This window comes from Agrobacterium sp. ST15.16.024 (assembly GCF_027956545.1).
Taxonomy (GTDB): Bacteria; Pseudomonadota; Alphaproteobacteria; order Rhizobiales; family Rhizobiaceae; genus Agrobacterium; species Agrobacterium cucumeris.
This window is the reverse complement of the sequence record NZ_JAQKGO010000001.1, coordinates 1,234,109-1,260,023: the sequence shown is the minus strand read 5'-3', so window position 1 is coordinate 1,260,023 and position 25,915 is coordinate 1,234,109. Positions and strand designations below refer to the sequence as shown.

General features: G+C 59.4%; 32 protein-coding genes. 12 read left to right on the top strand and 20 right to left on the bottom strand.

All coding sequences use genetic code 11. The annotated features are described in order from the left end of the window. The first annotated feature begins 431 nt into the window (after positions 1-431). Positions 432-3,359 (top strand): Rne/Rng family ribonuclease, encoded by a 2,928-nt coding sequence (locus PL640_RS06240; RefSeq protein WP_271361124.1) that lies wholly within the window; start codon positions 432-434, stop codon positions 3,357-3,359. A 244-nt stretch (positions 3,360-3,603) separates the two neighbouring features. On the opposite strand, the gene PL640_RS06235 is transcribed toward PL640_RS06240, so the two are convergent. The 3 genes from PL640_RS06235 to PL640_RS06225 all read right to left on the bottom strand — a co-directional run bounded on the left by PL640_RS06235 (position 3,604) and on the right by PL640_RS06225 (position 5,142). Further along, positions 3,604-4,308, bottom strand: coding sequence for an SDR family oxidoreductase (locus tag PL640_RS06235; protein ID WP_271361123.1), 705 nt, complete (start codon positions 4,306-4,308; stop codon positions 3,604-3,606). 145 nt (positions 4,309-4,453) lie between these two features. After that, complete coding sequence (locus tag PL640_RS06230; protein ID WP_271361121.1) at positions 4,454-4,819, bottom strand: antibiotic biosynthesis monooxygenase family protein; 366 nt, start codon at positions 4,817-4,819, stop codon at positions 4,454-4,456. After that, entirely contained in the window at positions 4,816-5,142 is a 327-nt protein-coding gene (locus PL640_RS06225) for an NIPSNAP family protein (protein WP_271361120.1), read from the bottom strand. The genes PL640_RS06230 and PL640_RS06225 overlap by 4 nt, the downstream gene beginning before the upstream one ends. Positions 5,143-5,215: 73 nt before the next feature. On the opposite strand from PL640_RS06225, the gene PL640_RS06220 reads away from it, so the two are divergent. After that, positions 5,216-5,899: an ArsR/SmtB family transcription factor gene (locus PL640_RS06220; protein ID WP_271361119.1), complete on the top strand. Its 684-nt coding sequence runs from the start codon at positions 5,216-5,218 to the stop codon at positions 5,897-5,899. 25 nt (positions 5,900-5,924) lie between these two features. Here PL640_RS06220 and PL640_RS06215 read toward each other — a convergent pair whose 3' ends face one another. Then, positions 5,925-7,082 (bottom strand): pyridoxal phosphate-dependent aminotransferase, encoded by a 1,158-nt coding sequence (locus PL640_RS06215; RefSeq protein ID WP_269698825.1) that lies wholly within the window; start codon positions 7,080-7,082, stop codon positions 5,925-5,927. A gap of 173 nt (positions 7,083-7,255) precedes the next feature. On the opposite strand from PL640_RS06215, the gene PL640_RS06210 reads away from it, so the two are divergent. The 6 genes from PL640_RS06210 to PL640_RS06185 all read left to right on the top strand — a co-directional run bounded on the left by PL640_RS06210 (position 7,256) and on the right by PL640_RS06185 (position 11,730). Next, positions 7,256-8,023 (top strand): DsbA family protein, encoded by a 768-nt coding sequence (locus PL640_RS06210; protein WP_271361118.1) that lies wholly within the window; start codon positions 7,256-7,258, stop codon positions 8,021-8,023. Between the two features lie 225 nt (positions 8,024-8,248). Next, positions 8,249-8,686: a type II 3-dehydroquinate dehydratase gene (gene aroQ / locus PL640_RS06205; RefSeq protein ID WP_020012378.1), complete on the top strand. Its 438-nt coding sequence runs from the start codon at positions 8,249-8,251 to the stop codon at positions 8,684-8,686. Positions 8,687-8,711: 25 nt separating this feature from the next. Further along, positions 8,712-9,197, top strand: coding sequence for an acetyl-CoA carboxylase biotin carboxyl carrier protein (gene accB, locus PL640_RS06200; RefSeq protein ID WP_142839647.1), 486 nt, complete (start codon positions 8,712-8,714; stop codon positions 9,195-9,197). Positions 9,198-9,209: 12 nt separating this feature from the next. After that, a complete protein-coding gene (accC, locus tag PL640_RS06195; protein ID WP_080834223.1) occupies positions 9,210-10,556 on the top strand; it encodes an acetyl-CoA carboxylase biotin carboxylase subunit in 1,347 nt (448 codons plus the stop codon). Between the two features lie 6 nt (positions 10,557-10,562). Further along, complete coding sequence (aat, locus tag PL640_RS06190; RefSeq protein WP_271361116.1) at positions 10,563-11,207, top strand: leucyl/phenylalanyl-tRNA--protein transferase; 645 nt, start codon at positions 10,563-10,565, stop codon at positions 11,205-11,207. Positions 11,208-11,286: 79 nt separating this feature from the next. Then, positions 11,287-11,730 carry a hypothetical protein gene (locus PL640_RS06185; RefSeq protein WP_271361114.1) on the top strand — a complete coding sequence of 148 codons (444 nt, stop codon included), beginning with the start codon at positions 11,287-11,289 and terminating at the stop codon, positions 11,728-11,730. An 18-nt stretch (positions 11,731-11,748) separates the two neighbouring features. Here PL640_RS06185 and PL640_RS06180 read toward each other — a convergent pair whose 3' ends face one another. The 5 genes from PL640_RS06180 to gatB all read right to left on the bottom strand — a co-directional run bounded on the left by PL640_RS06180 (position 11,749) and on the right by gatB (position 15,582). Continuing rightward, complete coding sequence (locus PL640_RS06180; RefSeq protein ID WP_271361113.1) at positions 11,749-12,186, bottom strand: DUF2155 domain-containing protein; 438 nt, start codon at positions 12,184-12,186, stop codon at positions 11,749-11,751. Positions 12,187-12,318: 132 nt separating this feature from the next. Further along, on the bottom strand, positions 12,319-12,717 hold the full coding sequence (locus PL640_RS06175) for an NADH:ubiquinone oxidoreductase subunit NDUFA12 (protein ID WP_046800275.1): 399 nt from the start codon (positions 12,715-12,717) through the stop codon (positions 12,319-12,321). A gap of 110 nt (positions 12,718-12,827) precedes the next feature. Then, positions 12,828-13,301: a GNAT family N-acetyltransferase gene (locus PL640_RS06170; RefSeq protein ID WP_271361111.1), complete on the bottom strand. Its 474-nt coding sequence runs from the start codon at positions 13,299-13,301 to the stop codon at positions 12,828-12,830. Then, positions 13,298-13,795, bottom strand: a complete 498-nt coding sequence (locus PL640_RS06165) for a GNAT family N-acetyltransferase (protein ID WP_142839643.1) — start codon at positions 13,793-13,795, stop codon at positions 13,298-13,300. Before PL640_RS06165 ends, PL640_RS06170 begins: the two co-directional genes overlap by 4 nt. A 281-nt stretch (positions 13,796-14,076) precedes the next feature. After that, entirely contained in the window at positions 14,077-15,582 is a 1,506-nt protein-coding gene (gatB, locus tag PL640_RS06160) for an Asp-tRNA(Asn)/Glu-tRNA(Gln) amidotransferase subunit GatB (RefSeq protein WP_142839642.1), read from the bottom strand. Between the two features lie 150 nt (positions 15,583-15,732). Here gatB and PL640_RS06155 point away from each other — a divergent pair, with 150 nt between their 5' ends. Then, on the top strand, positions 15,733-16,065 hold the full coding sequence (locus tag PL640_RS06155; protein WP_271361109.1) for a DUF1294 domain-containing protein: 333 nt from the start codon (positions 15,733-15,735) through the stop codon (positions 16,063-16,065). Here PL640_RS06155 and PL640_RS06150 read toward each other — a convergent pair. Continuing rightward, on the bottom strand, positions 16,047-16,556 hold the full coding sequence (locus tag PL640_RS06150) for a GNAT family N-acetyltransferase (protein WP_271361108.1): 510 nt from the start codon (positions 16,554-16,556) through the stop codon (positions 16,047-16,049). The two genes, PL640_RS06155 and PL640_RS06150, sit on opposite strands and share 19 nt — an antisense overlap. A gap of 274 nt (positions 16,557-16,830) precedes the next feature. Between PL640_RS06150 and PL640_RS06145 the strand changes: the two genes are divergently transcribed. After that, entirely contained in the window at positions 16,831-17,088 is a 258-nt protein-coding gene (locus tag PL640_RS06145) for a YjhX family toxin (protein ID WP_142839639.1), read from the top strand. 73 nt (positions 17,089-17,161) lie between these two features. Here PL640_RS06145 and PL640_RS06140 read toward each other — a convergent pair whose 3' ends face one another. The 4 genes from PL640_RS06140 to PL640_RS06125 all read right to left on the bottom strand — a co-directional run bounded on the left by PL640_RS06140 (position 17,162) and on the right by PL640_RS06125 (position 20,304). Next, positions 17,162-17,659, bottom strand: coding sequence for a GNAT family N-acetyltransferase (locus tag PL640_RS06140; RefSeq protein ID WP_271361106.1), 498 nt, complete (start codon positions 17,657-17,659; stop codon positions 17,162-17,164). After that, positions 17,650-19,131, bottom strand: a complete 1,482-nt coding sequence (gatA, locus tag PL640_RS06135; protein ID WP_271361105.1) for an Asp-tRNA(Asn)/Glu-tRNA(Gln) amidotransferase subunit GatA — start codon at positions 19,129-19,131, stop codon at positions 17,650-17,652. The genes PL640_RS06140 and gatA overlap by 10 nt, the downstream gene beginning before the upstream one ends. 55 nt (positions 19,132-19,186) lie before the next feature. Next, positions 19,187-19,474 carry an Asp-tRNA(Asn)/Glu-tRNA(Gln) amidotransferase subunit GatC gene (gene gatC / locus PL640_RS06130; protein ID WP_271361104.1) on the bottom strand — a complete coding sequence of 96 codons (288 nt, stop codon included), beginning with the start codon at positions 19,472-19,474 and terminating at the stop codon, positions 19,187-19,189. Positions 19,475-19,599: 125 nt separating this feature from the next. Then, positions 19,600-20,304, bottom strand: coding sequence for a metal-dependent hydrolase (locus PL640_RS06125; protein ID WP_271361103.1), 705 nt, complete (start codon positions 20,302-20,304; stop codon positions 19,600-19,602). A 187-nt stretch (positions 20,305-20,491) separates the two neighbouring features. On the opposite strand from PL640_RS06125, the gene PL640_RS06120 reads away from it, so the two are divergent. Together PL640_RS06120 and ruvX are read left to right on the top strand one after the other, a co-directional pair. Continuing rightward, positions 20,492-20,794: an alkylphosphonate utilization protein gene (locus PL640_RS06120; RefSeq protein ID WP_142839634.1), complete on the top strand. Its 303-nt coding sequence runs from the start codon at positions 20,492-20,494 to the stop codon at positions 20,792-20,794. A 14-nt stretch (positions 20,795-20,808) separates the two neighbouring features. Then, entirely contained in the window at positions 20,809-21,288 is a 480-nt protein-coding gene (ruvX, locus tag PL640_RS06115; RefSeq protein ID WP_142839633.1) for a Holliday junction resolvase RuvX, read from the top strand. Here ruvX and PL640_RS06110 read toward each other — a convergent pair. From PL640_RS06110 to PL640_RS06085, 6 genes are all read right to left on the bottom strand, one after another. Beyond that, a complete protein-coding gene (locus tag PL640_RS06110; RefSeq protein WP_271361102.1) occupies positions 21,240-21,557 on the bottom strand; it encodes a DUF6105 family protein in 318 nt (105 codons plus the stop codon). The genes ruvX and PL640_RS06110 overlap by 49 nt on opposite strands. Then, a complete protein-coding gene (locus PL640_RS06105) occupies positions 21,554-21,715 on the bottom strand; it encodes a hypothetical protein (protein ID WP_156393988.1) in 162 nt (53 codons plus the stop codon). Before PL640_RS06105 ends, PL640_RS06110 begins: the two co-directional genes overlap by 4 nt. Before the next feature lie 251 nt (positions 21,716-21,966). Further along, on the bottom strand, positions 21,967-22,611 hold the full coding sequence (locus PL640_RS06100; protein ID WP_142839631.1) for a TetR/AcrR family transcriptional regulator: 645 nt from the start codon (positions 22,609-22,611) through the stop codon (positions 21,967-21,969). Between the two features lie 154 nt (positions 22,612-22,765). Then, positions 22,766-23,377, bottom strand: a complete 612-nt coding sequence (locus PL640_RS06095) for a GNAT family N-acetyltransferase (RefSeq protein ID WP_271361100.1) — start codon at positions 23,375-23,377, stop codon at positions 22,766-22,768. A 136-nt stretch (positions 23,378-23,513) separates the two neighbouring features. Continuing rightward, positions 23,514-25,166 (bottom strand): acyl-CoA dehydrogenase family protein, encoded by a 1,653-nt coding sequence (locus PL640_RS06090; protein WP_271361099.1) that lies wholly within the window; start codon positions 25,164-25,166, stop codon positions 23,514-23,516. 136 nt (positions 25,167-25,302) lie between these two features. Further along, positions 25,303-25,881 (bottom strand): LysE family translocator, encoded by a 579-nt coding sequence (locus PL640_RS06085; protein WP_269697993.1) that lies wholly within the window; start codon positions 25,879-25,881, stop codon positions 25,303-25,305. Positions 25,882-25,915 lie beyond the last annotated feature (34 nt).

Here is a 25,915-nt window from a genome sequence, read left to right as displayed (position 1 = left end):
AGGATGAGGGTTAAAAGTGTTGACGGGATAGATGCCCGCCGGCTGCCAATCGAAAAAGACGCTGGCGCTGCAAAACGGGCAATCATCTGCCGTCGTTACATTTATCCTGAAACTGGATCAATTCCGGCCGTGGCCGGAGACCTACCCGGTGGCCCTACCACCGCTGCTCTGAGGAGAGCAAATTCATCGGACCCCAAGGGGTCTATATATTATTGTCGTTCCGCCTGGCCAATGATGTCGCAGCAGTTTTCACATGAACCGGATACCAGGAGCAGGCCATGTGCCTCGCCGTCGGTCCGGATGCTGCCAGTTTACAGACGCCCGGCAGGAGACTTCATTTCCGGCACATCCTTGCACTCATATGAAAGGCCCGTCCGTATGGCGGGCCTGTTCTCGTATAAAACAAGGCTGCGCCGAGGAGCACAGCTTACATGGCAGACAAAATGCTTATCGACGCCTCCCACGAAGAGGAGACACGCGTAGTCGTTGTCCGTGGGAACCGGATCGAAGAATTCGATTTCGAATCGGAGCACAAGAAACAGATCCGCGGCAATATCTACCTTGCCAAGGTGACGAGGGTTGAACCCTCGCTTCAGGCGGCCTTCGTCGATTACGGTGGAAATCGCCACGGCTTTCTCGCCTTTGCGGAAATCCATCCGGATTATTACCAGATCCCGCTTGCCGACCGTCAGGCTCTGCTGAGGGCCGAAGCCGAAGATCATCGCCGCAGCGACGACTTCGAATCGGCAGATGCGCCCGAGCCCGGTGCGCCGGCAATCGATCTTTCGCAGGTTGATCAGCCCGATGTCGGCATCGTCTCGGCAAGCGAAACCGTTGAAGTCGTGGTGACGGAAGAGGCTGCGCCAGCGACTGCAGCCAAGGAAGTCTCCGAAGAGACTGCGGTTGCAGCCGTCGAGACCGTTGCGGAAGAAGCACCGGCCGAGGAAGAAAAGCCGAAGAAGCGCGTTCGCCGCCCCCGCGCCAAGAAGAAGACGGAAGAAGAACTCGCAGCCGAAGCCGCTGAGGCCTCTTCCGACGAAGACGGCAGCACAGGCGGCGAGATGGCCGCAATGGTCGATACCGATACGATTTCCGAAGAAGTCGAAGGCCTTCGCCGCGGCAATGACGATGACGACGACGATGACGACGATCATCACGAAAAGGAAGTGATCGAATCCGTCGGCGCCGAAGACGCGATGGAGGAAGTTCCCGATCGCGTTGCCCGCAAACCGCGCAAGCAGTATCGCATTCAGGAAGTCATCAAGCGCCGCCAGATCCTTCTGGTGCAGGTGGCCAAGGAAGAACGTGGCAACAAGGGTGCTGCACTCACCACCTACCTGTCGCTTGCCGGCCGTTATTCCGTGCTGATGCCGAATACGGCGCGTGGCGGCGGCATTTCCCGCAAGATCACCCAGCCGACCGACCGCAAGCGCCTGAAGGAAATCGCGCGCGATCTGGAGGTTCCGCAGGGCATGGGCGTCATTCTGCGTACCGCAGGCGCCAACCGCACCCGCGTCGAAATCAAGCGCGACTTCGAATATCTGATGCGCCTGTGGGAAAACGTCCGCACGCTGACGCTGAATTCCACCGCCCCCTGCCTCGTTTACGAGGAAGGCTCGCTGATCAAGCGCTCGATCCGCGATCTCTATAACAAGGATATCGGCGAGATCATCGTTTCCGGCGAAGAAGGCTATCGTGAAGCGAAAGACTTCATGAAGATGCTGATGCCGAGCCATGCCAAGGTGGTTCAGCCTTACCGCGACATTCACCCGATCTTCTCGCGCTCCGGCATCGAAGCCCAGCTCGACCGGATGCTGCAGCCGCAGGTGACACTGAAATCCGGCGGTTACCTCATCATCAACCAGACGGAAGCGCTGGTTTCGATCGACGTCAACTCCGGCCGTTCGACCCGCGAGCATTCCATCGAGGAAACCGCGCTGACGACCAACCTCGAGGCGGCGGAAGAAGTGGCGCGCCAGCTGCGCCTGCGTGACCTTGCCGGTCTTGTCGTCATCGACTTCATCGACATGGAAGAAAAGCGCAACAACCGCGCTGTCGAAAAGAAGCTCAAGGATTGCCTGAAGAACGACCGCGCCCGCATCCAGGTCGGCCGCATCTCGCATTTCGGCCTTCTGGAAATGTCGCGCCAGCGCATCCGCGCTTCGGTGCTGGAATCGACCACGCAGGTCTGCCAGCATTGCGGCGGCACGGGCCATGTACGTTCGGAATCCTCCATCGCGCTGCATGTTCTGCGCGGCGTCGAGGAATATCTGCTGCGCAACACCACCCATAACATCACGGTGCGCTGCACGCCGGAAACGGCGCTTTACCTGCTCAACCACAAGCGTGGCACGATCGTCGATTATGAAGGCCGCTTCGGCGTGTCGATCATCATCGCCGCCGATTCCAGCGTCGGTGCGCAGCATTTTGCCATCGATCGCGGCGAAGCCGTCGAAAATCCGGTGAAGATCGAAAGCCTCATCCAGATGCTTCCGAACTTCGTTGACGAGGAAGACGATATCGTCATCGAGGCGGAAGAGGACGAGGAAGAGGAAGAAATCGTCAAGGCGCAGGCTGGCGAGCCGCGCCAGCAGCAGCAGGGCGAAAACGGTGAAGATGGCAAGCGCAAGCGCAAGCGTCGTCGTCGTCGTCGTGGCAAGGGCGGACAGAACGACCAGAACGGCGCTCTTGACGCACAGGCCGGCGATGACGCCGATGATGCTGAAGGTGACGACGACAGCGCCGAAGCCGATGACACCGATGGTGATGCCGACGAAAACGGCGTGAACGAAGCCGCAAACTCCGACGAAGACGGCAAGCGCAAGCGCCGTCGTCGCGGCAAGCGTGGCGGCCGCCGCAACCGTGACGAGGCTCTCGATGCTGCAGGCACGGAAGCCGGCGACGAAGGCGAGACGGAAGGCGAAGAGGTTTCCGCCGCAGCGCCCGTAACCGAAGAGCCCACCGCCGCCGACGTGGTGGAAGGCGTGGTTGCCGACGTTGTGGCTGACGAAGCGCAGAAGAAGCCGCGCCGCACCCGCAAGGCGAAAGCCAAGACCGAGGCTGAAGACGCACCGAAGGCTGAAACCGTTGAAACGGTCGAGCCGGTGGTCATCGAGCCGGCAGTCGTTGAAGCGACCGTCGTCGATGTCGCCATCGAAGAAATCGGTGAAGCTTCGGCCGATCTGGCGCCTGAAGCCGATGTACCCGCGACGGAAGAAAAGACCCGCGCGAACCGGGGCAGCAATGTCTCCAGTTCGGAACCGGTGGTGACCTCTTCCGGTTCGTCCGCGAACAATCCCGACGGCGATGAGCCGAAGCCGCGCAAGGGCGGCTGGTGGCAGCGCAAGGGCTTCTTTTGATAGAAGCGACTGAAACGAAAAGCCCGCAACCATGTTGCGGGCTTTTTGCTTTTGACGAACGCTGCTCTCGCGTCATCCCCGCCCTTGAGGCGAGGATCCATAACTGGCTGCAGCCATTGATCCTCGCCTCAATGGTGCCGAGGACGATGAATGCGGAGAGAAGCTGCGCATCTGCCCGCAATGCAGGCGCCATATAAGGGCATCTTTACCCCAGGCTGAGTCACCGCTTGTTATGCCTGAACCGTCAGACAGACCGCGTCAGCCCACCATCGACACGGATGTTCTGGCCGGTGATGTACCCTGCCCCTTCGGATGCGAGGAACGCTACCGTGGCGGCGATTTCCTCGCTTTTCCCGTAACGCTGCATCGGCACGCTCTCCCGGCGTTCTTCCGTACCCGGCAGGCTGTCGATCCAGCCGGGCAGGACGTTGTTCATGCGCACATTGTCGGCTGCATAGGTATCGGAAAAAATCTTGCTGTAGGAGGCAAGGCCGGCGCGGAAGACGGCCGATGTCGGGAACATGCTGCTCGGTTCGAAGGCCCAGGCGGTGGAGATGTTGATGATCGCGCCCGCCTTCTGCTTGACCATGACCGGGGCAATGATCCGTGTCGGGCGGATGACGTTCATGAGATAGACGTCGAGACCCGTGTGCCATTGCTCGTCGGTAATATCGAGGATGGAGGCGCGCGGGCCATGTCCGGCACTGTTGACCAGCACATCGATACGGCCGAATTTTTGCAGCGTCAGATCCGTGAGGCGCTGGAGATCGTCATTGGATTGATTGGAGCCGGTGATGCCGATGCCGCCCAGTTCCTGCGCCAGTGCTTCCCCCTTGCCCGAAGACGACAGGATCGCGAGCTTGTAGCCGTCCGCAGCCAGCCGTTTCGCCACGGCGGCACCCATGCCGCTACCACCCGCCGTTACAACAGCCACTTTTTCTGCCGACATCGTTTTCTCCATTTCCAATCCGGTGAACCGCCGCGTGGCGATCCTTCTCCATCCTTGAACCGCCTCATCTATAGCGGGTTTCGGAGACAAGTTCGAACCAGAAAGCCTTGGGCCGGCATGAAGAAAAACTGATGCTCGCGGCGTCTCAGCGCGGCAGTTCCCCATCTGCGGAATGAGCGTATCTGCTGTCCGGCGGAGCCTCCTCCCTCTCCCGCAGACCGTAGTCCCGCATCACGCACGCGATACGCAGGCGGTAATTGGCAAAGACGCCGGAGCGTCCCATGGCCTGCGCTGCGCGATGCGGCGCGGTGTTGCGCCATGCCTTCACCGCCTCCTCATCCCGGAAAAACGACAGAGAAAGCATCTTGTCGGGATTGCTGATGCTCTGAAACCGCTCGACGGATATGAAGCCGTCAATGGTTTCCAGTTCAGAGCGCAGGCTGGCAGCGATATCGAGATAATGCTGTTTTTTGCCCTCGGCCGGAAAGACCTCGAAGATGACGGCGATCATCGCTCACCTCCGGCATGGGGAGCGGAGGCAAGCCGCAGGAAAAGCCTGTCTTCCCGGCGGATGAATTGCTCGCGGCGGGCGAATTCATAATTCTCGCGCCCTGCCGGATCGGCGGCAAGCCGTGCCCTGTAGGCCTCGTAGGCTGCGAGGTTTTCGATATTATAGACACCGTAAGCGATCGTGCTCGATCCCTCCTTCGGTGCGTAATAACCGATGAGATCGGCCCCACAGCGCGGTATCGCCTCTCCCCAGTTGCGGGCATATCTGTCGAAGGCATCGACCTTGAAGGGGTCGATCTCATAGCGGATGAAACAGGTCAACATCGTCTTTCTCCTCGTCTTCTGCCTCTCCTGTTTAACCATTGCCTCGCATCAATGCTTCGGCTATCATCGAACTATGAAAGACGGACCCTTGATCGCCAATGTCGCCGCGCTGATCGGCGATCCTGCCCGCGCCAACATCTTGACGGCGCTTATGGATGGACGTGCGCTGACGGCAAGCGAGCTTGCCGAAGCCGCCGGCGTGACCCTGCAGACCGCCAGCGGACACCTGTCGAAGCTCTCCGATGCCCAGCTGCTGAAAGCGGAAAAACAGGGGCGTCATCGTTATTTCCGTCTTTCCGACGAGGATGTCGCGCAGGTTCTGGAAGCGTTGATGGGACTTGCCCAGCGTACCGGCGCGGTGCGCGTTCGCACAGGACCGAAGGACAAGGCGCTGCGCGAAGCGCGCATCTGTTATGATCATCTGGCCGGGGAAAGCGGCGTGGCGCTGCTTGCGGCCATCACCGCGAACGGGCTCGTGACGCAGGGTGACGATCCCGTACTGACGGATAGCGGGCGCGACTTTTTCTCCAGCTTCGGTATTGATCTTTCGCCGCTCGAAAAAGCCCGCCGCCCGGTCTGCCTGCATTGCCTGGACTGGAGCGAGCGCCGGCATCACCTTGGCGGCGGGCTTGGCGCATCGCTGCTCGATGCCATGCAGCAGCGCGACTGGCTGAGACGCGGAAATGGCCGCGTGCTGACCTTCACGACCAAGGGTGAAAAGGCGTTCAACAGCACCTTCGGCTGTACGCCCGCCTGATAACCTCTCGGCGGTCGATCGGTTCTTATTTCAGCCAACCGGCGATACGGCCCACGGCCTCGGCAATATCAGAGACCGAACCCGCATAGGAAATGCGCAGTGCGCGATGGCCTTCCTCGGGATCGAAATCCATGCCCGGCGTCGCCGCCACATCGATTTCCGCCAGCATGCGCCTGGCAAAATCCATGCTGTCATTGGAAAAGCGGCTGGTATCGACATAGGCGTAAAAAGCCCCGTCCATGGGCGATGCGAGCGGCAGGCCGATTTCCGGCAGGCGCGCCATCAGGAAATCGCGGTTGGTGCGATAGCTTTCCCTGTAGACATCCAGTTCCTCGGCCGCCGAAAAGGCTGCGGTTGCTGCAAGCTGCGACAGTTCCGGCGGTGAGATATAAAGGCTCTGGGCAAGGCACTCGACCGGGCGGACAAGATTTTCCGGCAGGACCATCCAGCCGATACGCCAGCCGGTCATGCAATAATATTTCGAGAAGGAATTGATGATCACCGCACTGTCGGTGATTTCAAGCGCGCTCGTTTCTTCACCGACAAAGGTAAGGCCGTGATAGATCTCGTCGGAGATGAAGGCCATGTCGCGGCTTTCGCAATAGTTCGCCAGCCGCTTCAGCGCCTCACGGCCGGTGACGGTGCCGGTCGGATTGGCCGGGCTTGCCAGAAGCACGCCTTTCAGCTTGCATCCGGCTTTGGCTTCCGCCCGCTCCAGACTGGCGGGCGTCAGCGTATAGCCGGTTTCGGCCGTAACCGGCACTTCGACCACATTCAGGCCAAGTGCCTTCAAAATATTGCGATAGGCCGGATAGCCGGGCCTTGCGATCGCGACATGATCACCGGCATCGAAGAGGCTGAGGAAGGCAAGATTGAAGGCGGCGGAAGACCCTGTCGTTACGGCAATGCGGGCCGGATCGATGGCAACCTGATGGCGCAGCCGGTAATGGCCGGCAATCGCTTCCCGCAACTCACGCAGGCCGAGCGCGTCGGTATAACCGATGCGCCCGTGCTTCAGCGCCTCCTGCGCCGCTTCCAGCGAGGCCTTCGGTGCTGGATGGGAGGGCTGCCCGACAGCCATGGAAATGACGGGGCGTCCCGCCTGCCTGCGCCGGTTCGCTTCCGCCAGGATATCCATGGCGTGAAAGGGTTCGACTGCGCTTCGCTTCGACATCGTAATCAAGGGCATGCTCTTTCCTGAACCGTATTTCGCAGACTTGCCGCAGAATCACAATCTTCACAATCATGCGACCATAATGCGGACAACTATTTTTGCCGTATGGCATTTGGCTTAAAGTAAGGTAATTGCCATCATGATATTCATGAAGCACTGACCGCACAGTAATGAGGACCGATATGGCGCATCTTCTCCGTTCAACCCTTCTCGCCAGCGTGACGGCCCTTTCGACGGTTTTCGCGTCTTTGCCCGCCCATGCCCTGGATGCCGAGCAGAAGAAGGAAATGGGCGAATTCATCAAGCAATATCTAATCGAAAACCCCGAGATCATGCTTGAGGTTCAGGACGCGCTGGAACGCAAGCAATATGCAGCCCGTAACGCCAAGGCGGCGGAGGCCGTTGCCGACAACAAGAAGACCATCTTCGAATCGAAATACGATCTGGCGCTCGGCAACCCGGATGGCGATGTGACGCTGGTCGAGTTCTTCGACTATAATTGCGGTTACTGCAAACGCGCCATGGGCGATATGGACGCGATTTTGAAGGGCGACAAGAAGGTGCGCGTCGTCCTCAAGGAATTTCCGATCCTCGGGCCGGAATCGGTCGCCGCCCATCGCGTTTCCAATGCCGTGAAGCTGCTCGCTCCGGCCAAATACTCGGAATTCCAGCGTACGCTGCTTGGTGGTCGCGGGCGGGCGAATGAGGACAGCGCCATGGAAGTCGCCACCTCGCTCGGCCTCAAGGAGGCAGACATCCGCAAGTCGATGGCGGAAAACCCCAATGACGCGCAGGTGCAGGAAACCTACAAGCTGGCCAACAGCCTCGGCATCACCGGTACACCGTCCTATATCGTCGGCGATGAGGCGGTTTTCGGTGCTGTCGGTGCGGATCCGCTGAAGGAAAAAATCGCCAATATGCGCAGCTGTGGAAAAGCCACCTGCTCGTGAATTTTGGAGCGGCGGGGATAAATCGGAACCGGTCCTGCCGCTCAAAATTTTTGTTCGAGCATCGGATTGTCCGAAAACTGCAAGACACTTTTCGGTCGGATGCTTAAAAAAGCCCCTGCATTCCCTGTGAGATGCCGGGCAAGCCGGCGCTTTCCGGCTTGCGGGGGCTTTTCCTTGGCGGCTGCGCAGTCTATAGCTGTCGCTGATTTTCTTATGGAAACTTGAATGAGCAATATCATCATCGTCATCAACGGCCCCAATCTCAACATGCTGGGAAAAAGGGAACCGGGTATCTATGGTGGCAAGACGCTGAAAGACATCGAAAATGATTGTCTTCAAGCTGGTGCCGATCTCGGTTTCGCAGTGGAATTCCGCCAGTCCAACCACGAAGGCGTGCTTGTGGACTGGTTGCATGAGGCGGGTGAGCGGGCGGCAGGCGTCGTCATCAATCCCGGCGCTTACAGCCACACCTCAATCGCGTTGCATGACGCCATTCGTGCGATTTCCACGCCTGTCGTGGAAGTGCATATTTCCAACATCCACGCCCGCGAAGAGTTCCGTCACAAATCGATGGTATCACCTGCAGCGAAGGGCATGGTCTGCGGTTTTGGACCATACGGATATATCATGGCGCTTCACGCGCTGAAAAACATCACGGCATAAAAAGAAACAAAGAATAGGGTTTGTCATGTCTGAAAAGAAACAGGGTATCGACAAGGAACTGATCCGCGAACTCGCGAATATCCTCAACGACACCGACCTTTCGGAAATTGAAGTGGAGCAGGACGACCTGCGCATCCGCGTTTCCCGCGCTGCGCCGCCCGCCCCGGTTTACGCGGCGCCCGCCCCCTACGCAGTGCCGGCAGCAGCGCCTGCTGCGGTACCGACAATCGTCGCGCCGGCAGCACCTGCGGCCGCCGCAGCACCGGCCCGCAACCCGGCCAACACCGTTTCCTCGCCGATGGTCGGCACGGTTTACCTGTCGCCTGCTCCGGGCGCTCGTCCCTTCATCGAAGTGGGCGCAACCGTCAAGGAAGGCCAGACCATCCTCATCGTTGAAGCCATGAAGACCATGAACCAGATCCCGGCACCCAAGTCCGGCAAGGTCGTGGAAATCGTCGTCAACGACGCACAGCCCGTGGAGTATGGCGAAGCCCTCGTGGTCATCGAATAAAGGCGGTTCAGCATGGTTTCGAAGATCCTCATAGCCAACCGTGGCGAGATCGCGCTGCGCGTCCTGCGCGCCGCAAAAGAGCTTGGCATTCCGACTGTCGCCGTGCACTCCACGGCCGACGCGGATGCGATGCATGTGCGCCTTGCCGACGAAAGCGTGTGCATCGGCCCGCCGCCCTCGCGTGACAGCTACCTCAACATCCATCAGATCGTTGCGGCCTGCGAAATCACCGGTGCGGACGCCGTTCACCCCGGTTACGGCTTCCTGTCGGAAAATGCCAAGTTCGCCGATATTCTCGACGCGCATGGCATCACCTTCATTGGGCCGACCGCCGAACATATCCGCATCATGGGCGACAAGATCACCGCCAAGCAGACGGCGCAGGAACTCGGCATTCCCGTCGTTCCCGGCTCCGACGGTGAAGTGAAGCCCGAAAATGCGATGGAAATCGCCCGGACGATCGGCTTCCCGGTTCTCATCAAGGCGACGGCAGGCGGTGGCGGCCGCGGCATGAAAGTGGCCAAGACCGAAGCCGATCTGGAAGAGGCAGTAGCGACTGCCCGTTCCGAAGCGGCAGCAGCCTTTGGCAACGACGCCGTCTACATGGAAAAATATCTCGGCAAGCCGCGGCATATCGAGGTGCAGGTTTTCGGCGATGGTGAAGGCAATGCCGTTCACCTTGGCGAGCGCGATTGCTCGTTGCAGCGCCGTCACCAGAAGGTGCTGGAAGAAGCCAATTCGCCGGCACTGACAGTCGAACAGCGCATGAAGATCGGCGAAATTTGCGCCGACGCCATGCGCAAACTGAAATATCGCGGCGCTGGCACCATCGAGTTCCTCTATGAAAACGGCGAGTTCTATTTCATCGAAATGAACACTCGTCTGCAGGTGGAGCATCCGGTAACGGAAGCCATCACCGGCATGGATCTCGTGCAGGAACAGATCAGGGTCGCTTCAGGCCAGGGCCTGTCGGTCACGCAGGCGGATATCGAATTCCATGGCCATGCCATCGAATGCCGTATCAATGCCGAAGACCCGCGCACCTTCGTTCCCTCCCCGGGCACGCTGACCTATTTCCACACGCCGGGCGGCCTTGGTGTACGCGTCGATTCGGGCGCCTATCAGGGCTACAAGATCCCGCCCTATTACGACAGCATGATCGGCAAGCTGATCGTTCACGGTCGCGACCGTGACGAGTGCATCCGCCGTCTGCGTCGGGCGCTCGACGAATTCGTCGTTGATGGCATCAAGACCACGCTGCCGCTTTTCCAGGATCTTCTCCAGAATGAGGATATTCTGAACGGCGATTACGATATTCACTGGCTGGAAAAATATCTGGCCGGTGACGCGTCTCACTAAGACGATATGGCTGGGCGGCGCAGCAGAAATAACGGCATAACGGTCGATATTCTGCTGCGCGCCTATTCCGCCGGCCTGTTTCCCATGGCCGATTCGGCTGATGATCCGGAGCTTTTCTGGGTCGAGCCGGAGATACGCGGCATCATCCCGCTCAATGATTTTCACGTTTCCAAAAGCCTCGCCAAGGCGATGCGCAAGAAGCCGTTCGACATACGCTTCAACACCGCCTTCGAAGCTGTCATGGCGGGATGTGCGGCGGAAGCGTCGGACAGGCCCAGCACCTGGATCAACGCCACCATTCGCAGGCTTTACACCGAACTGCACCAGATCGGCCATGCCCACAGCGTTGAGGCGTGGGAGGGCAAGGAACTTGTCGGCGGTCTTTATGGCGTCTCGCTGGGGGCCGCGTTCTTTGGCGAAAGCATGTTTTCCCGCCGCACCAACGCCTCGAAGATTTGCCTCGTGCATCTGGGGGAGCGGTTGCGGCAGCAGGGGTTTACCCTGCTCGACACACAATTCACGACGGAGCACCTGAAAACATTCGGTGCAATCGACATTCCAAAATCGGAATATGCGACGATACTGGAAGCAGCCGTCGACCGGCCGGATGTGCCCTTTGATAAATTGATCGCCGAAGAAAATCCGCGCTGAAAACAAGCTTGGATTTTTCTTGCAACCCGCAAAAACTTGACTTATCCGATCATGATATTTCATTTATTGGGGGATGATCATGCGCTGGATCGCGGGCTTCTTGTTAACGCTGGCACTGGTAACAACCACGACTGCCGCTGAACAGCGCCCCAACCCGCAAGCCGCCTGGCGACACGAGGTTTCACGCGCCCTGGAGGGCGCAACCGGCCGACCCGAATTCAAGGTCGTGCGGACGAAAAATCAGCAGGTGCTCCTTGTCAGTTTTCGCGTTGACCAGACGGGGAAAATGCAGGCCGTACAGGTCAAAAACATCAGGAACAGCACTTACCAAGCCCGAGTGGCTGTAAAGAAGGTATTTTCCGAGGTCCGATTCCCCTCGCCTCCCGCCAGCGATCGGCCCCACAAGTTCAGCGTTCCAATCGTGATCGGACCCGAACTGACGCGGGAAGAAATGATCGAACAACTCGAAAGCAGAAGCAAAGCCCTGGCCGCTATGGCCGATAAGCTGAAGCGCCAGCGGTAATTATCGATCAGACGGTGATTATTTGCTGGCCGTAGAAGGGGCAGGAACTTCCGAGTCCTGCTTGCAGCCCGTCAGCCACACGTCGTAGATCGGGTGCTCAACGGCGTTGAGGCCCGGGCTGTCGGCGAACATCCAGCCGGTGAAGATTCGCTTGATCTTGCGGTCGAGGGTGATTTCATCGACCTCGACAAAAGCGTCGATCTTCTGGGTTTCCGTCTGGTCGCGGGAATAACAGACCTTTGGCGTCACCTGAAGCGCGCCGAATTGCACCGTCTCGTCGATATAAACATCAAAGGATGTGATGCGGCCGGTGATCTTATCGATGCCGGAAAACACCGCAACGCGGTTTTCCAGACGGGCGGCGGAGACGGGTGAAATGAGGATGGCAGCAGAGACCGCAGCAAACAGCGACACTGTCAGCGCACGCAAAGAACGATCCCGCGTGAATTTCCTCATACGATATGTCTCCAAATATTTGCCTGTGTCGAACCGCCGACCGGATCAACGCCTAAGGGCGGAATGTGGCAAAAACCGGTGAGGCCGGATGTCAGCGCGGTGTTTTGCACAACACCGCGCATCACAAGATGCTTAGTTGCCGGGGGTCCAGGCGTCGTAGTCGCCGGTCACGCGCGGGCGCTCGCCGGCAACAGCCAGCGACCCTTGGGGACGATAGGCCTTGGAGGTGCCGGTGTGGTTCGGCTGGTGCGGCTTCTGCCAGTCACGTGCGACGTAGCTTTCCTGGCTCGGCGGCACATCAGTGCGGTAATGCATCCAGCCATGCCAGCCCGGCGGAATGGCCGAGGCTTCCGCATAACCATTATAGATCACCCAGCGGCGTGGCATGCCCCAGGAGGTGGTGCCGCCTTCGTAATAGGTATTGCCCAACTCATCCTGTCCGACTTTCTTGCCAAAACGCCAGGTATGAAACCGCGTTCCGATCGTCTGGCCATTCCACCAGGTGAAGATTTGCGTCAGGAGAGTCTTCATTATCCGTTCCTCGGGCTTGAATGCGCTGCAGCGATTTTAAATCGCACGGCACAAGACATGCTTATGCCGCCCCTCACGGCAATTGTCCAGCATTTCGAGATATATCGGCGCTATTTCAGCTTCATCCTGAAGCCTAGATGCCGCTTCTCGAAACCCAATCGCTCATAGAAGCGATGTGCGTCCAGCCGGGCCATGTTGGAGGTGAGCTGGGCGGCATTCATGCCCTGACGACGGGCTTCCTCAAGGCAATAACTGATCATCACCGCGCCGATACCCCGTCCGCGCATGTCAGACCGTGTCTGCACCGCCTCGATCACCATGGATTTGGCCCCTCGCCCCACGAGCTTGGTGAGGATGACCGTCTGGAAAGTGCCGACCACTTCGCCATCCAGTTCCGCCACATAAAGCGTTTCGCTGGGCGATGCGGCAATGGCGCGGAAGGCCGCGAGATAATCGGGCTGCGCCGATTCGTCGGTGGTGTCGCCGTGGCCGCCGATCTCGTCGGCGGCAAAAATGGCGGCGAGCGCCGGAAGATCGTCCTCGCGCCCCGTGCGGATTATCAGTTTCTGTAATGTCGCATTCATCGGGTCAGGCTCTTTTCCATAACGATGCCGGGTAAACCCTCGATGCCGGCCATGCGCTCGATTCGGTCCACCTCGACAAATCCGACGCCTTCATAAAAGGCGATTGCGACAGTATTTTTAGGCTCGACTTCAAGACGCATGATTTCCGCATCCGGAAAGCAGGTTTCCAGCTCGGCGAAGAGATCACGGCCGACGCCCTGCCGCTGAAGATCGGGCGCCACATAGAGCTGGTGCAACAGGGCCGTCTTCGCCATCTTGGTGGACATGGAGCCATAGGCCATGCCACCGATCCGCTTGCCGTCATCAGCAACGAGAAACTCGCCGCCCTTTTTCTCGACCCGGTCCTTCATGGCCTGCGGCGAATGCCATGCGGCAATCAGCTCGTTCACCTTGTCTGCGCCATAGATCGCGTCATAGGTGGCGTGCCATGTCGTCGCGAGCAGCGTCCGGACCGGCTCGATGTCACGCAGGCTGGCTGTGCGGATGAAAAACATGATCTGGCTCCGTCTTGAAACAGAAATGCCGGGCTTTGATCCCGGCAGAAGTGATGTCAGTGCTCTGTGCTCGACGTCATCCCGGCTTGTACCACTGTGTGGCCTAATCGGGAATAATCCGGGCTAAAACCATTACTTCCGTCATGCCGGACTCGATCCGGCATCCAGCCGCCGTGCGTCTGCGCGGCGAAAGGAGTCTTTTCAGCCCAAGGACTTGGGCTGACTGGATACCGGCTCAAGGCCGGTATGACGGAACCGTTGTCCCGTTAGGCAGCCGCCGCTTATTCGTCCTCGATACCGAGCTTGGCCTTCACCAGCGCCTGCACGGCCTGCGGGTTGGCCTTGCCGCCCGTCGCCTTCATGACTTGACCGACGAACCAGCCAGCAAGCGTCGGCTTTGCCTTGACCTTCTCGACCTGATCCGGATTGGCGGCAATGATATCATCCACGGCCTTTTCGATGGCGCCGGTGTCCGTCACCTGCTTCATACCGCGAGCCTCGACGATCTCAGCCGGATTGCCGCCCTCGTTCCAGACGATCTCGAACAGATCCTTGGCGATCTTGCCGGAAATGGTCTCAGCCTTGATGAGATCGATGATGCCGCCGAGCTGTTCCGGGGAAACCGGCGTCGTCTCGATATCCTTGCCTGATTTATTGAGCGCGCCGAGCAGATCATTGATGACCCAGTTGGCGGCAGCCTTCGGATCGCGGCCGGCGGCGACGGCTTCGTAATAATCGGCGATTGCCTTTTCCGAAACGAGGATCGAGGCGTCATAGACCGACAGGCCGAGATCGGCCACGAAACGGGCCTTCTTGTCGTCAGGCAGTTCCGGCAGATCGACCTTCAGCGCCTCGACGAAAGCATCGTCGAATTCGAGCGGCAGCAGGTCCGGATCGGGGAAATAACGATAGTCATGCGCGTCTTCCTTGGAGCGCATGGAACGCGTTTCGCCCTTGCCGGGATCGAACAAGCGGGTTTCCTGATCGATGGCACCGCCGTCCTCCAGAATGGCAATCTGGCGGCGCGCCTCATATTCGATGGCCTGACCAACGAAGCGGATGGAGTTGACGTTCTTGATTTCGCAGCGCGTGCCGAAACCTTCGCCCGGACGGCGCACGGAAACGTTGACGTCGGCACGCATCGAGCCTTCGTCCATGTTGCCGTCGCAGGTGCCGAGATAACGCACGATGGAGCGCAGCTTGGTGAGGTAACCCTTGGCCTCATCCGACGAGCGCATATCCGGCTTGGAGACGATTTCCATCAGCGCCACGCCCGAACGGTTCAGATCCACGAAGGACATGGTCGGGTGCTGGTCGTGCATGGACTTGCCGGCGTCCTGCTCCAGGTGCAGGCGCTCGATGCCAATCTCGATATCCTCGAAATTGCCCTGACGGTCGGGACCAAGCGAAATGGTGATGGTGCCCTCACCGACGATCGGGTCCTTGAACTGCGAAATCTGGTAGCCCTGCGGCAGGTCCGGATAGAAATAGTTCTTGCGGTCGAAGATCGAGCGGTTGTTGATCTTCGCCTTCAGCCCAAGACCGGTACGCACCGCCTGCTTGACGCATTCCTCGTTGATGACGGGAAGCATGCCGGGCATGGCGGCATCGACAAGCGACACGTTGGAATTCGGCGCATTGCCGAAGGTGGTGGAGGCGCCGGAAAACAGCTTGGAATTGGAGAGAACCTGCGCATGGACTTCCAGTCCGATCACGATTTCCCAATCGCCGGTGGCGCCGGGAATGAAGCGTTTCGGGTCGGGGGTGCGCACGTCTACAAGGGTCATCTGAAGCTCACGATATACGGGTTCTTTGGCTCTGGTGGGTAGAACATATGGCGCGCGGGCGCAAGACATCTTGCGCCCTGTCGCACGAAGCGCCGAATTTTCGGCGCTCTGCATACGTAATTTTTACGCGTCTGATTTTCAATTCAAATCATGACGATGATTGCCCTGTATTTCATGATCTTTGTCGCCTTCAATCTAGTCGTCTTTCTTGTCTATTGGTGGGACAAGGAAGCGGCGAGGAATGGTGGCTGGCGCATTCGCGAAAGCACATTGCTGGGGCTCGCCTTTGTGGGCGGCAGCGTGGGCGCAATTTCGGCTCAACGCCTGCTGCGGCACAAAACCCGCAAGGAACCCTTTCGCAGCATTCTGCTCTCCATCGTGATTTTACAGGCGGGCCTTGTTGTGTCAGTGGCAATCATGCCGGACTGGCCGGTGCGGCTTGTGAACAGCCTGATAAGGCTCAGTCAGAATTCCGTGCCATAAAGACCGCTCTCGATCTCGACAAGCTGCTTTTGCAGGCCGACCGACTGTACATCGCGATCGAGCTTCGGCGCGTAGGAGACTGAGAGCCAGCGGACGCTGTAGCCATGGTGGCGGAAAAATGCGACGGCCGGTTCGTTCTGGGCATGTGTTTCAAGCCGGATGGTTTCAAACCCCCTGTCCGCTATCAACCGTTCAATATCAGCCAGCAGGAGGCTGCCGACCTGCCGGCGCTGAAAATCCGGATCGATCCAGAAATCTGAAATCGTCTCGTCAAAATGTTCCCGCGCTGCCCATCCGGCAACCGTGCCGCCAAATTCCGCCACGCGAATGGCAAGCCATGATGACCGGGTGAAATTGGAAAAGGCGCTGGCCGCGTTGTCGTGAAGCGTCGCGGTGATGCCGAGTGCGGCGGTTGCCTGACGCCATGCCCTGAGGCCGATAGCCGCTAAGGCCTCCGCTTCCTGCTCATGCGCATTGCGAATGACGATCAAGCCGCGCCCTCCATGGCCATCACAAGTAAAACATCGGTGGCGCGATTCGGCCACATGGTTTTTCCAGACGCGCCCTGGACTTGACCACGCCTGCCTTGCCCGCTAACCAGAACGGGCAAGAACGGAGTTTTTATGTTCGCTCAATCGGAGTCCTGGTAAAGGCCCAGCCCGCAAGTTTCTTGCGCGCCGGGCCAGATGAAACCGAGCCGGATGCCCCAACGGCACCCGGGTTTGCTTTCACGCGTCTAGATGACGCCGACCGGACTTCCAAAAAATGGACATTTCCCGCGCCGAACAGCGCATTCTACATCTGCTCGCCCAGGGCGGCAGAATTGAACTCGTTCGAGACGATACCCGCAAAATCGAAAAAATCGCGCTCTATACGCGCGACGGCTGGATTTTCAGCGGTCTCAATCTCCTCACCTTCCGCAAGCTGAAACAGAAGAGAGCGATCGCCTCTTCCGGCGGCAAGCCTTACCGCATCACCACCCGCGGTCTGGAACTGGTACGGGGTGAGCTGGACAATCGATAACAATACGGGCGGCGGCTCACTTGCCGCCGCCCGTCACGACGCAAAGCGGCAAACGCGGCGCAATCCAACCGGATTATGGCGCGAGCTTGCGCTCCAGCTTCACCTTTTCAAGCTCGACTTTCATGATGTCCGACCATTCCATGCCACGCCATACGATATTGAAACCGCAACGCTCATAAAGACCGATGGCAGCACGGTTTCTGGCATGGGTATCGATCGTGGCAAGCGGCAGGCCCTGCGCGCGCATCCGGTCGAGAAAATGAAGGATAAGGGCCTTGCCGATCCCCTTGCCCTGCCAGTTCGGGTCCACCCAGAGATCGGAAATATGATGCGGCGCCGTATCGCACGCACCCCAGCCGACGACAATGCCGTCGATTTCGGCGACGACAACATCACCGGTCGGAGACTTGGCGAAATTTTCGAATTCTCCGCTCACCCGCTCGATGACGTCAGGATCGAGATAGCTGTCGTCGAAGGCTTCACCGGAACGCCAGGCCGCAAAACCGACAAAGCCGACCGCGTCGCGGTCGGCTTTGTTCATTTGTCTGAGCTTGAGGCTGCTCACCACCACTTGGCGGGGGTGAACTTGCCCGCTGCCTGCTCGATGGCGTGCGCCGTCTTGAACAGCGTTTCTTCCTCGAAAGGCTTGCCGATGAGCTGCAGGCCGAGCGGCAGGCCCTTGCCGTCAAGGCCGGCCGGCACCGAGAGGCCCGGAAGACCGGCCATGTTGACCGTGATGGTGAAGACGTCCTGCAGGTACATCTTCACCGGATCGGAGGCGAGTTCCTCGTCGCCGACAGCAAAGGCGGAAGATGGGGTGATCGGCGCCAGAATGGCGTCGACGCCCGCATGGAAGACGTTTTCGAAGTCGCGCTTGATAAGGGTGCGGACCTTCTGCGCCTTCAGATAATAGGCGTCGTAATAACCGGCCGAGAGCACATAGGTGCCGACCATGATACGGCGCTGTACTTCCTTGCCGAAACCGGCGGCGCGGCTTTTTTCGTACATGTCGGCAATGTCCTTGCCGTCAACGCGCAGGCCGTAGCGCACTCCGTCATAACGGGCAAGGTTGGACGAGGCTTCCGCCGGTGCGACGATGTAATAAGCGGGCAGCGCATATTTGGTGTGCGGCAGCGAAATATCGACCACTTCCGCGCCGGCATCGCGAAGCCATTCGACACCCTTGGCCCAGAGCTTTTCGATTTCCTCCGGCATGCCGTCAACGCGGTATTCCTTGGGGATACCGATTTTAAGGCCCTTCAGCGACTGACCGATGGCCTTTTCATAATCCGGCACCGGCAGATCGACAGAGGTGGTGTCTTTCGCATCCACGCTTGCCATGGTCTTCAACAGGATGGCGGCGTCGCGCACGTCACGGGCGATCGGGCCTGCCTGATCAAGCGAGGAAGCATAAGCGACGATGCCGAAGCGCGAGCAGCGGCCATAGGTGGGCTTGATGCCAACGGTGCCGGTGAAGGCCGCCGGCTGGCGGATGGAGCCGCCGGTGTCGGTTGCTGTAGCGCCGGCGCAGAGATGCGCGGCGACGGCTGCTGCCGAACCGCCCGAAGAGCCGCCAGGCACCAGCTTCTGGTCGGAACCATTGGCGCGCCAGGGATTGATGGCCGGGCCGTACCAGGAGCTTTCATTGGACGAGCCCATGGCGAATTCGTCCATGTTGAGCTTGCCGAGCATGACGGCGCCCTGATCCCAGAGGTTCTGGGTGACGGTGGATTCATATTTCGGCTTGAAGCCATCGAGAACATGCGAACACGCCTGCGTGTGCACGTCACGGGTGGCGAAAAGGTCTTTCACGCCAAGCGGAACGCCTTCCAGCTCGCCAGCCTTGTCGGCGGCGATGCGTTCGTCGGAGGCTTTCGCCATGTCGCGCGCCTTTTCAGGCGTCAGGGCGACATAGGCGTTCAGCGCGCCGTTCGCCGCATCGATGGCGGAGAGATAGGCGTCGGTCAGCTCGAGGGCGGAAAATTCTTTGCCCTTCAGCTTTTCGCGGGCTTCGGCAATGGTCAGGCTCGTCAGGTCGGTCATGGTCGGCAACGGCTTTCGAAAATCTCGGAAAAATCAGGCGGCAAACGGCGGTCGCTTATTCGACCACTTTTGGGACCATGAAGAAGTCCCGGTCGGCCGCAGGCGCATTGGCGACAATGTCTTCCGCCTTGTTGCCATCGGTCACCACGTCGGCGCGTTTTTTCATGTCCACCGGGGTGACTGACGTCATCGGCTCGACGCCGTCGACATTCACTTCCGAAAGCTGCTCCACGAAACCGAGTATGCCGTTCAGCTGGCCGAGCATATTCTGTGCTTCTTCTTCGCTGACAGCGATACGGGCAAGGCGCGCAACGCGCTTCACGGTGGCGAGATCGACGGACATGGTTCTACTCCGATGGGATATTTCCCATTCGCTATAATCACCATGTCCGCCATTCGCAACGGTAGAAAGCATGTCGCGCCAAACTGTATGGCGGTTTTACAGTCGCGACATGTGCCGGAAAAACGTCAGAAGGACAGCGTATCGCCGGCCTTCGGCGTGTGAACACGGGCGTCAGACCCTTCCATGCCGGCCACGAATTTCTCCGGTGTCTGGTCGATGATCGGGAAGGAACCGTAGTGGCAGGGAAGCACATGCTCGAACTTGAAGAAGCGCTGGCAGGCAAGCGCCGCCACCGCCCCGCCCATGGTAAAACGATCGCCGATCGGCACGAGGCCGATATCCGGCTGATGCAGCTCGTTGATGAGTTTCATGTCGGAGAAGATATCGGTGTCGCCCATGTGATAGACGGCCGGGCCATCCTCGAAATGCAGCATCAGGCCATTGGCATTGCCGAGCGAATGGGAGACGCCGTCTTCGGTGATCTGGGCCGAAGAATGCAGCGCATTGGTGAAGGTGACGGAAAAACCGTCGAAATGCACCGTGCCGCCGGTATTGCCCATATCAACCTTCGCGACACCCTTTACGGAAAGCCAGGCGGCAAGATCGGCGTTCGCCAGCACGGTGGCGCCGGTTTCGCGGGCGAGCTGAACGGTGTCGCCGACATGGTCGCCATGGCCGTGGGTCAGGAGAATGTGGGTAATGCCCTCGGCTGCCGATTTCCCATCCTGTCCGGCAAAACCGGGGTTGCCGGTGAAGAACGGATCGATGAGGATCTTCGCGCTACCGTTTTCGAGGCGGAAGGCGGAATGGCCGAGCCAGGTGATTTTCATGGGAACTTCTCCTTTGTATTGCCGGTGTAGTATGACATAGAGCATTTCCAGTAAAAGTGCGTAGCGGTTTTACGTCTGGAAAATGCGTAAAATCAAAGGTCTAGAGCGGGTCTCGCGTTTCCGTTGAAATTGATGTTTCTGGAAACAGCCTGAAGAACCGCACTACCGATATTTCAGAGAGGCGACAATGGCCGCAGATAATGACGATTACGTGTATGACGAGGCAACCGGCGAATGGCGGCCGGCTTCAGAGCTGGCAGCAGAGGCGGCGCGCGCCAATGAAGTGCGCGACGCGGCAGGCAATGTGCTCGAAGATGGCGATTCCGTAACCCTGATCAAGGATTTGAAGGTCAAGGGCACCAGCACTGTCATCAAGCAGGGCACCGTCATCAAGTCCATCCGGCTCACCGGAAATCCGGAAGAGATCGATTGCAAGCATGATGCGGTCAAGGGTCTGGTGCTGCGAACTGAATTCGTCCGTAAACGATAAGGGCAGCACACGACATGGCGACACTCACCATCGAGGAACTGGCGGAAACCCTTCAGCCCGCACAGGCGATTGCCGGTCTCGACCTCGGCACGAAGACCATCGGCCTTGCCATGTCGGACCTGTCGCGGCGTTTCGCGACGCCGCGCCCCGTCATCAAGCGGGTAAAATTCACGCAGGACGCCGAAGTGCTGCTGGCCTTCGCCGAAAAGGAGAAGGTGACCGCCTTCATCATCGGGTTGCCGATGAACATGGACGGTTCGGCCGGCCCCCGCGTGCAGGCAACACGCGCCTTCGTGCGCACCATGGGCGAAAAAACCGCCCTGCCCTTTATTTTCTGGGATGAGCGACTTTCAACGGTCGCAGCCGAACGTGCACTTCTGGAGATGGATGTCTCACGCGCCAAACGGGCCGAACGCATCGATTCGGCCGCCGCGAGCTTCATTCTTCAGGGCGCGCTGGACAGGCTTTCGGCACTCGCCCGCGCCGTCGACTGACGGCCCGTCCACCAGGCAACAATCTGCTTCCTCTTGCGGAATGCGAGGATCGCAAACACGATCAGGCTGTCCACCACAATGGCGCGTGCCACCAGCGGCGGCAGGCTTTCCGGTGGCAGGCCGAGAATATTGCCGTAAATCTGGAAAACCAGATCATGCGTCTGGCGTGTGAGCATATAGAAGCCGAAGCTCATGTCGTAATAGGAAAGCCAGTACCAGCTGCCCAGCAGCGCGACTGGACCGGCCCACAGGATCAGAAACCACTTCATGCCGCCTGCCCCCGCGCAAAAACCGTATCGGGAACGCCGGCAAGCACCGCCCAGCGCACCGCTGCCATCAGGCAGAGGTTCAGCGCCGGCGCGTCGATATCCAACGGCAGCATCACAAAAAACGTCATCATGACGCCCAAAGCTGTCCAGCGGCTCACTTGCGGCTCCCTTATGCGCAGTCATTGCGCATGGTTAACATTTCGTTAATTCACACTGGACCCGCAGCTATGACGACGCAAATGAAAGCTGCCATTATGGTTAACGGCGGGCGGGTGGCATGTGGAAAACTGTATCTGCGTGAACGGGCAGATGCGGCGGGTGGTTGCCGGCCTGGTGAAAACATCACTTGTTTTTCTTTAATACGGCGCTTGCACGGGGATTGCAGTCTCCCCCACCCCCGGCAGCGGGTTCAGCCGTAAACGCCCCGCACCAGCCTTTTGACGGCCGTGGTGATCTTCTCCCAGTCCCGCTCGGATTTTAGCGGTACACCGGCGAATTGCCCGCTGGTGGCAGCGGAAATGACGAGGTGCTGGATAGCGGCAAACAGCACGGCGTTAACAGCAGCGGTATCAACGCCCTTGGGAGCCGCCAGCGAACCACGCATGCGCTCCAGCCATTTGCCCAGCGACTTGGCGCGGGCTTCGGCAAGCTGACGGACCTGTGGCGATCCGTCCGACACTTCCCAGGCGATGATCTTGCAGACGAGCGGGTCGCTGCGCAGCGCATCCATGAAATAAAGCGCCAGCTTCTCCATGAGATCGCCGTAGGTCAGAAGGAACATACCGCCGGTGTCTTCGGGAATACGATCCTTTACCCAGGACCCCAGATCTTCGCCAATCGCCTCGATCAAACCGTCAAGGCCGCCGAAATAACGATAGATCAGCTGCTTGTCGCAACCGGCGCGGCGGGCAACCGCATTGATGCCAAAGCCCTGAAAGCCTTCCTCGGCAAGCAGCGACCGCGCGGCGTTGAAGATCGCCTTCTCAGTCGCAGCGCGATCCTTGATACGCTTTTCCGGTCCGTCGGCTGAAATCGCCTCTGCGCTCGCCAGCATGGTTGTCTTCCCGTGTTCTAAAGGCCTGACTACAGGAGTTAACAAAGCATGAAGGGATGGACAATGTGGTGGGGCGGATGGGAAGCAGGTTCCTGTGGATGAAGCGTTCTCCAGGTGAACAATCCCAAGCCCATGCGCCTTGGAATCCGCCGGCCTACTCCAACCCCATGCCGAACCACACACTTCCGGGCGTTTCGTGGCTTTCCAGACGTTTGAAGCCCCGGGTTTCCCAAAAACGCATGCCGGCATGGTTGCGTTCGCTGGCGCCGAGATGGATGCCATAGACGTTGTTCTGTCTTGCCATGTCCAGCCAGCGCGACAGAAGCCGGGTGCCGCCGCCCTTGCCCTGGGTGCGCGGCAGTAGGTTCATGTGGATATGGGCCGGAAACGGATCGGTAAGCCAGGTGGGCGTGCGGCGCGGATGGTGGATGAAATGCGCCCGGCGCTGGTCGGCGTCCCAAGTCTGCTGGTCACCGTCAGGATCGGGGTAAAGGGCACGCAGATGCGGCCACCATTCCTGCTCCAGCCGCTCTTCGTGCACGGCCGTATCCAGCGCACCGGCAATGTAACCGCAGACACCCCGCTCGTCCTCGGCCACAAAAACGGCATCGGGCCACAGATGCAGATAGGGCACGGAATAGATATGCCCGACCATGCAGCCATCGTTGTAAAGCGGTGTGGCATCCTGCCCGGCATCGCCGGTAGCAAGGCTTATGGCATAGAGCGCGTCTTCATCCTCGGCGCGGGCGGAACGGAAGGTCAGCATTGGCAGCCGCCTTCCCCTGCCGCGCATCGACACGCGGAAGCGTCACGACAGATCGGAACACACCTAACGCCATTGCTGTTTTTCAAATCCGAGACCCCTCCCGCCGGGACTGTAAACCTTCATCCGTCTACGTCGATCAGGACGCAGGCGGATAAAGAAGATCGATTATATAGTTCGGATCGAAGCGGGAATCGAGCATGCCGTAAGTGTGCCGCCAGCCACCCGCAAGACGGGTTTCGAGGAAGGCATCGGCGATCTTGCCGGCGCCCAGGCGGCAAAGCTCGGCGGCAGCGGCCGCAAGAGCGAACTGCTCCACCAGAAGACGGGCCGCTCCTTCGTCACGTTCGGCAAGGGCGATCGCGGCGCGCAGCACGTCGGTGGTCTTCTTGCCGGCAGGCCCGAGGTCGCGTTCCAGCGTCTGGAAGACGAGATCGAACAGGTCCTTGCCGCGCTGGAGAACCCGCAGCACATCCAGCGCCATGACGTTGCCGGATCCTTCCCAGATGGCGTTAACAGGCGCTTCGCGGTAGTGACGGGCAATCGGCCGCTCTTCCACGTAACCGTTGCCGCCAAGGCATTCCATGGCCTCGTAGATAAGCGCCGGCGCGATCTTGCAGCACCAGTATTTCACGATCGGCGTCATCACCCGCGCATAAGCGGCTTCTGCCGGGTTGTTGCGTGCCGCATCGAAGGCCGTCGCCAGCCGGAAGGAAAGTGCCGTTGCCGCAGCCACATCCAGCGCCATGTCGGCGAGAACACGGGTCATGATCGGCTGGCTGACCAGCATCTTGCCGAAGACCGAGCGTCCACGGGCGAAATGCACGGCTTCGGCAAGCGAAGCGCGCATCATGCCAGATGATGCCAGCGCGCAATCGAGCCGCGTCAGCGTCACCATGTCGAGGATGGTGCGAATGCCGCTGCCGGGATCGCCCAGCAGATAACCGAAGGCATCGGTGAACTCGACTTCGGCTGACGCATTGGAACGATTGCCGAGCTTGTCCTTGAGGCGCTGGAGATGCAGGCCGTTCTTCGAACCGTCTTCCAGATAACGCGGCACCAGGAAGCAGCCCATGCCGTCGCCCATCTGGGCCAGCATGACGAAACCGTCGCTCATCGGCGCGGAGAGGAACCACTTGTGGCCGGACAGGCGGTAGATGCCCTCGCCCACCCGCTCGGCCGTCGTGCGGTTGGCGCGCACATCCGTGCCGCCCTGCTTTTCCGTCATGCCCATGCCGATGGTGACGGCGGTTTTCTGCAGGGCCGGTTTCTGCGCAGAATCATATTTGCGCGACAGGATTTTCGGCATCCATTCCTTCTGCACCCGCGGCGAGGTCATGATGGCGGCGACGGAAGCGCTGGTCATGGTCAGCGGGCAGAGATGCCCCGCCTCGAGCTGAGACGTCAGGTAGAATTTCGTAGCGCGGGCTTTGTGTTCATTGCCGCGCGTATCGGGAGAGTTTTCCCAGACACTGGAATGCAGGCCTGATGACATGGAACGGCGCATCAGCGCGTGCCAGGCGGGGTGGAACTCCACCTGATCGAGACGTTCGCCACGCGGGCCGTGAGTATGAAGCTGCGGCACGCCCTGATTGGCCATGCGCGCCAGTTCCTGCGCCTCATGCGAGGTGACGTAGCGGCCGAGCTGATCGAACTCATCCCTCAGGTTACGTGACAGGCCAGAGGTGAGGTCGACGATCAGCGGATCGGAACGATAGGCATTGATGCCGGACCAGAGGCTTGGCTGGTTCAGTTCGGCGAGCGATTCTTCTGTCCGGGAATTCTGGGTCATCCGCTGCTTCTAGCTGTTTTATACTGGAATTGCATAGTGGGGTGATATTGCATAATTCCACCCACAGGAAGCGATTGAGACGATTAAACCCCCGCTTTCAGTATTTTTCGGGCGTATCCCGATTTAGGTATCCGACCTAGAGAATGCCAAACACGTTTCCGGCAAGACCCAGCGACAGCACCAGCAGGAAGCCGGAGGCGGTGCCGCGCACCAGCCGTGGCGAAGACTGACCCGCATGACGAATGAGAAGCGCGCCTGCCGATAACCACGCAAGGGCTGCAAACGCCACCAGCACCGAAAACAGCAGGATAAGCGGCCAGATTTCCGTGAGCGGCGCCTGCGGCAACAGAACGAGGCCGACGATAAGCCCTTTTGGGTTGAGGCAGGTGGTGACGAAGACCCGGCGCAAGGTGATCGCCTCGCCGATCGGCGCGGAGGATGGCAGGGCCCACAGCCGCACCGCCAGAAACGCGACCCAGATCGCGGCGCAGAGCTTGATCGCTTGCGCTAGGCCGGCATGGGTTTGCAAAAAGTCGGAAAACAATGCGGTAAGCGCAAGGATGACGAGCAGATAACCGGCAATTTCGCCCAGCATCAGCGGGAGCGATGCACGAATACCGCGCCCGGCACCGGAAAGGGCAAGAAGCGTATTGGTCGGGCCGGGCGTCAAAAGCAGGGCGAGAACGGCAAGGGCGAAAACAGAATAGGAATGCATTGCGATATGTCCGATCAACCGCGTCGCAGGCCGG

Bases quoted from the DNA above. Each gene is read 5' to 3' on its own strand.
- gatA (WP_271361105.1), bottom strand. From the start codon at position 19,131: ATGACCGACCTGACGAGCCTGACCATTGCCGAAGCCCGCGAAAAGCTG.
- PL640_RS06145 (WP_142839639.1), top strand. From the start codon at position 16,831: ATGGACATTTCCCGCGCCGAACAGCGCATTCTACATCTGCTCGCCCAG.
- PL640_RS06170 (WP_271361111.1), bottom strand. From the start codon at position 13,301: ATGAATGCGACATTACAGAAACTGATAATCCGCACGGGGCGCGAGGAC.
- PL640_RS06180 (WP_271361113.1), bottom strand. From the start codon at position 12,186: ATGAGGAAATTCACGCGGGATCGTTCTTTGCGTGCGCTGACAGTGTCG.
- PL640_RS06240 (WP_271361124.1), top strand. From the start codon at position 432: ATGGCAGACAAAATGCTTATCGACGCCTCCCACGAAGAGGAGACACGC.
- PL640_RS06090 (WP_271361099.1), bottom strand. From the start codon at position 25,166: ATGACCCAGAATTCCCGGACAGAAGAATCGCTCGCCGAACTGAACCAG.
- PL640_RS06230 (WP_271361121.1), bottom strand. From the start codon at position 4,819: ATGATCGCCGTCATCTTCGAGGTCTTTCCGGCCGAGGGCAAAAAACAG.
- aat (WP_271361116.1), top strand. From the start codon at position 10,563: ATGGCTGGGCGGCGCAGCAGAAATAACGGCATAACGGTCGATATTCTG.
- PL640_RS06165 (WP_142839643.1), bottom strand. From the start codon at position 13,795: ATGTTTTTCATCCGCACAGCCAGCCTGCGTGACATCGAGCCGGTCCGG.
- PL640_RS06235 (WP_271361123.1), bottom strand. From the start codon at position 4,308: ATGTCGGCAGAAAAAGTGGCTGTTGTAACGGCGGGTGGTAGCGGCATG.
- accC (WP_080834223.1), top strand. From the start codon at position 9,210: ATGGTTTCGAAGATCCTCATAGCCAACCGTGGCGAGATCGCGCTGCGC.
- gatC (WP_271361104.1), bottom strand. From the start codon at position 19,474: ATGTCCGTCGATCTCGCCACCGTGAAGCGCGTTGCGCGCCTTGCCCGT.
- PL640_RS06155 (WP_271361109.1), top strand. From the start codon at position 15,733: ATGACGATGATTGCCCTGTATTTCATGATCTTTGTCGCCTTCAATCTA.
- PL640_RS06125 (WP_271361103.1), bottom strand. From the start codon at position 20,304: ATGAAAATCACCTGGCTCGGCCATTCCGCCTTCCGCCTCGAAAACGGT.
- aroQ (WP_020012378.1), top strand. From the start codon at position 8,249: ATGAGCAATATCATCATCGTCATCAACGGCCCCAATCTCAACATGCTG.
- PL640_RS06185 (WP_271361114.1), top strand. From the start codon at position 11,287: ATGCGCTGGATCGCGGGCTTCTTGTTAACGCTGGCACTGGTAACAACC.
- PL640_RS06095 (WP_271361100.1), bottom strand. From the start codon at position 23,377: ATGCTGACCTTCCGTTCCGCCCGCGCCGAGGATGAAGACGCGCTCTAT.
- PL640_RS06120 (WP_142839634.1), top strand. From the start codon at position 20,492: ATGGCCGCAGATAATGACGATTACGTGTATGACGAGGCAACCGGCGAA.
- accB (WP_142839647.1), top strand. From the start codon at position 8,712: ATGTCTGAAAAGAAACAGGGTATCGACAAGGAACTGATCCGCGAACTC.
- PL640_RS06220 (WP_271361119.1), top strand. From the start codon at position 5,216: ATGAAAGACGGACCCTTGATCGCCAATGTCGCCGCGCTGATCGGCGAT.
- PL640_RS06225 (WP_271361120.1), bottom strand. From the start codon at position 5,142: ATGTTGACCTGTTTCATCCGCTATGAGATCGACCCCTTCAAGGTCGAT.
- PL640_RS06100 (WP_142839631.1), bottom strand. From the start codon at position 22,611: ATGCTGGCGAGCGCAGAGGCGATTTCAGCCGACGGACCGGAAAAGCGT.
- ruvX (WP_142839633.1), top strand. From the start codon at position 20,809: ATGGCGACACTCACCATCGAGGAACTGGCGGAAACCCTTCAGCCCGCA.
- PL640_RS06210 (WP_271361118.1), top strand. From the start codon at position 7,256: ATGGCGCATCTTCTCCGTTCAACCCTTCTCGCCAGCGTGACGGCCCTT.
- PL640_RS06175 (WP_046800275.1), bottom strand. From the start codon at position 12,717: ATGAAGACTCTCCTGACGCAAATCTTCACCTGGTGGAATGGCCAGACG.
- PL640_RS06085 (WP_269697993.1), bottom strand. From the start codon at position 25,881: ATGCATTCCTATTCTGTTTTCGCCCTTGCCGTTCTCGCCCTGCTTTTG.
- PL640_RS06110 (WP_271361102.1), bottom strand. From the start codon at position 21,557: ATGAAGTGGTTTCTGATCCTGTGGGCCGGTCCAGTCGCGCTGCTGGGC.
- gatB (WP_142839642.1), bottom strand. From the start codon at position 15,582: ATGACCCTTGTAGACGTGCGCACCCCCGACCCGAAACGCTTCATTCCC.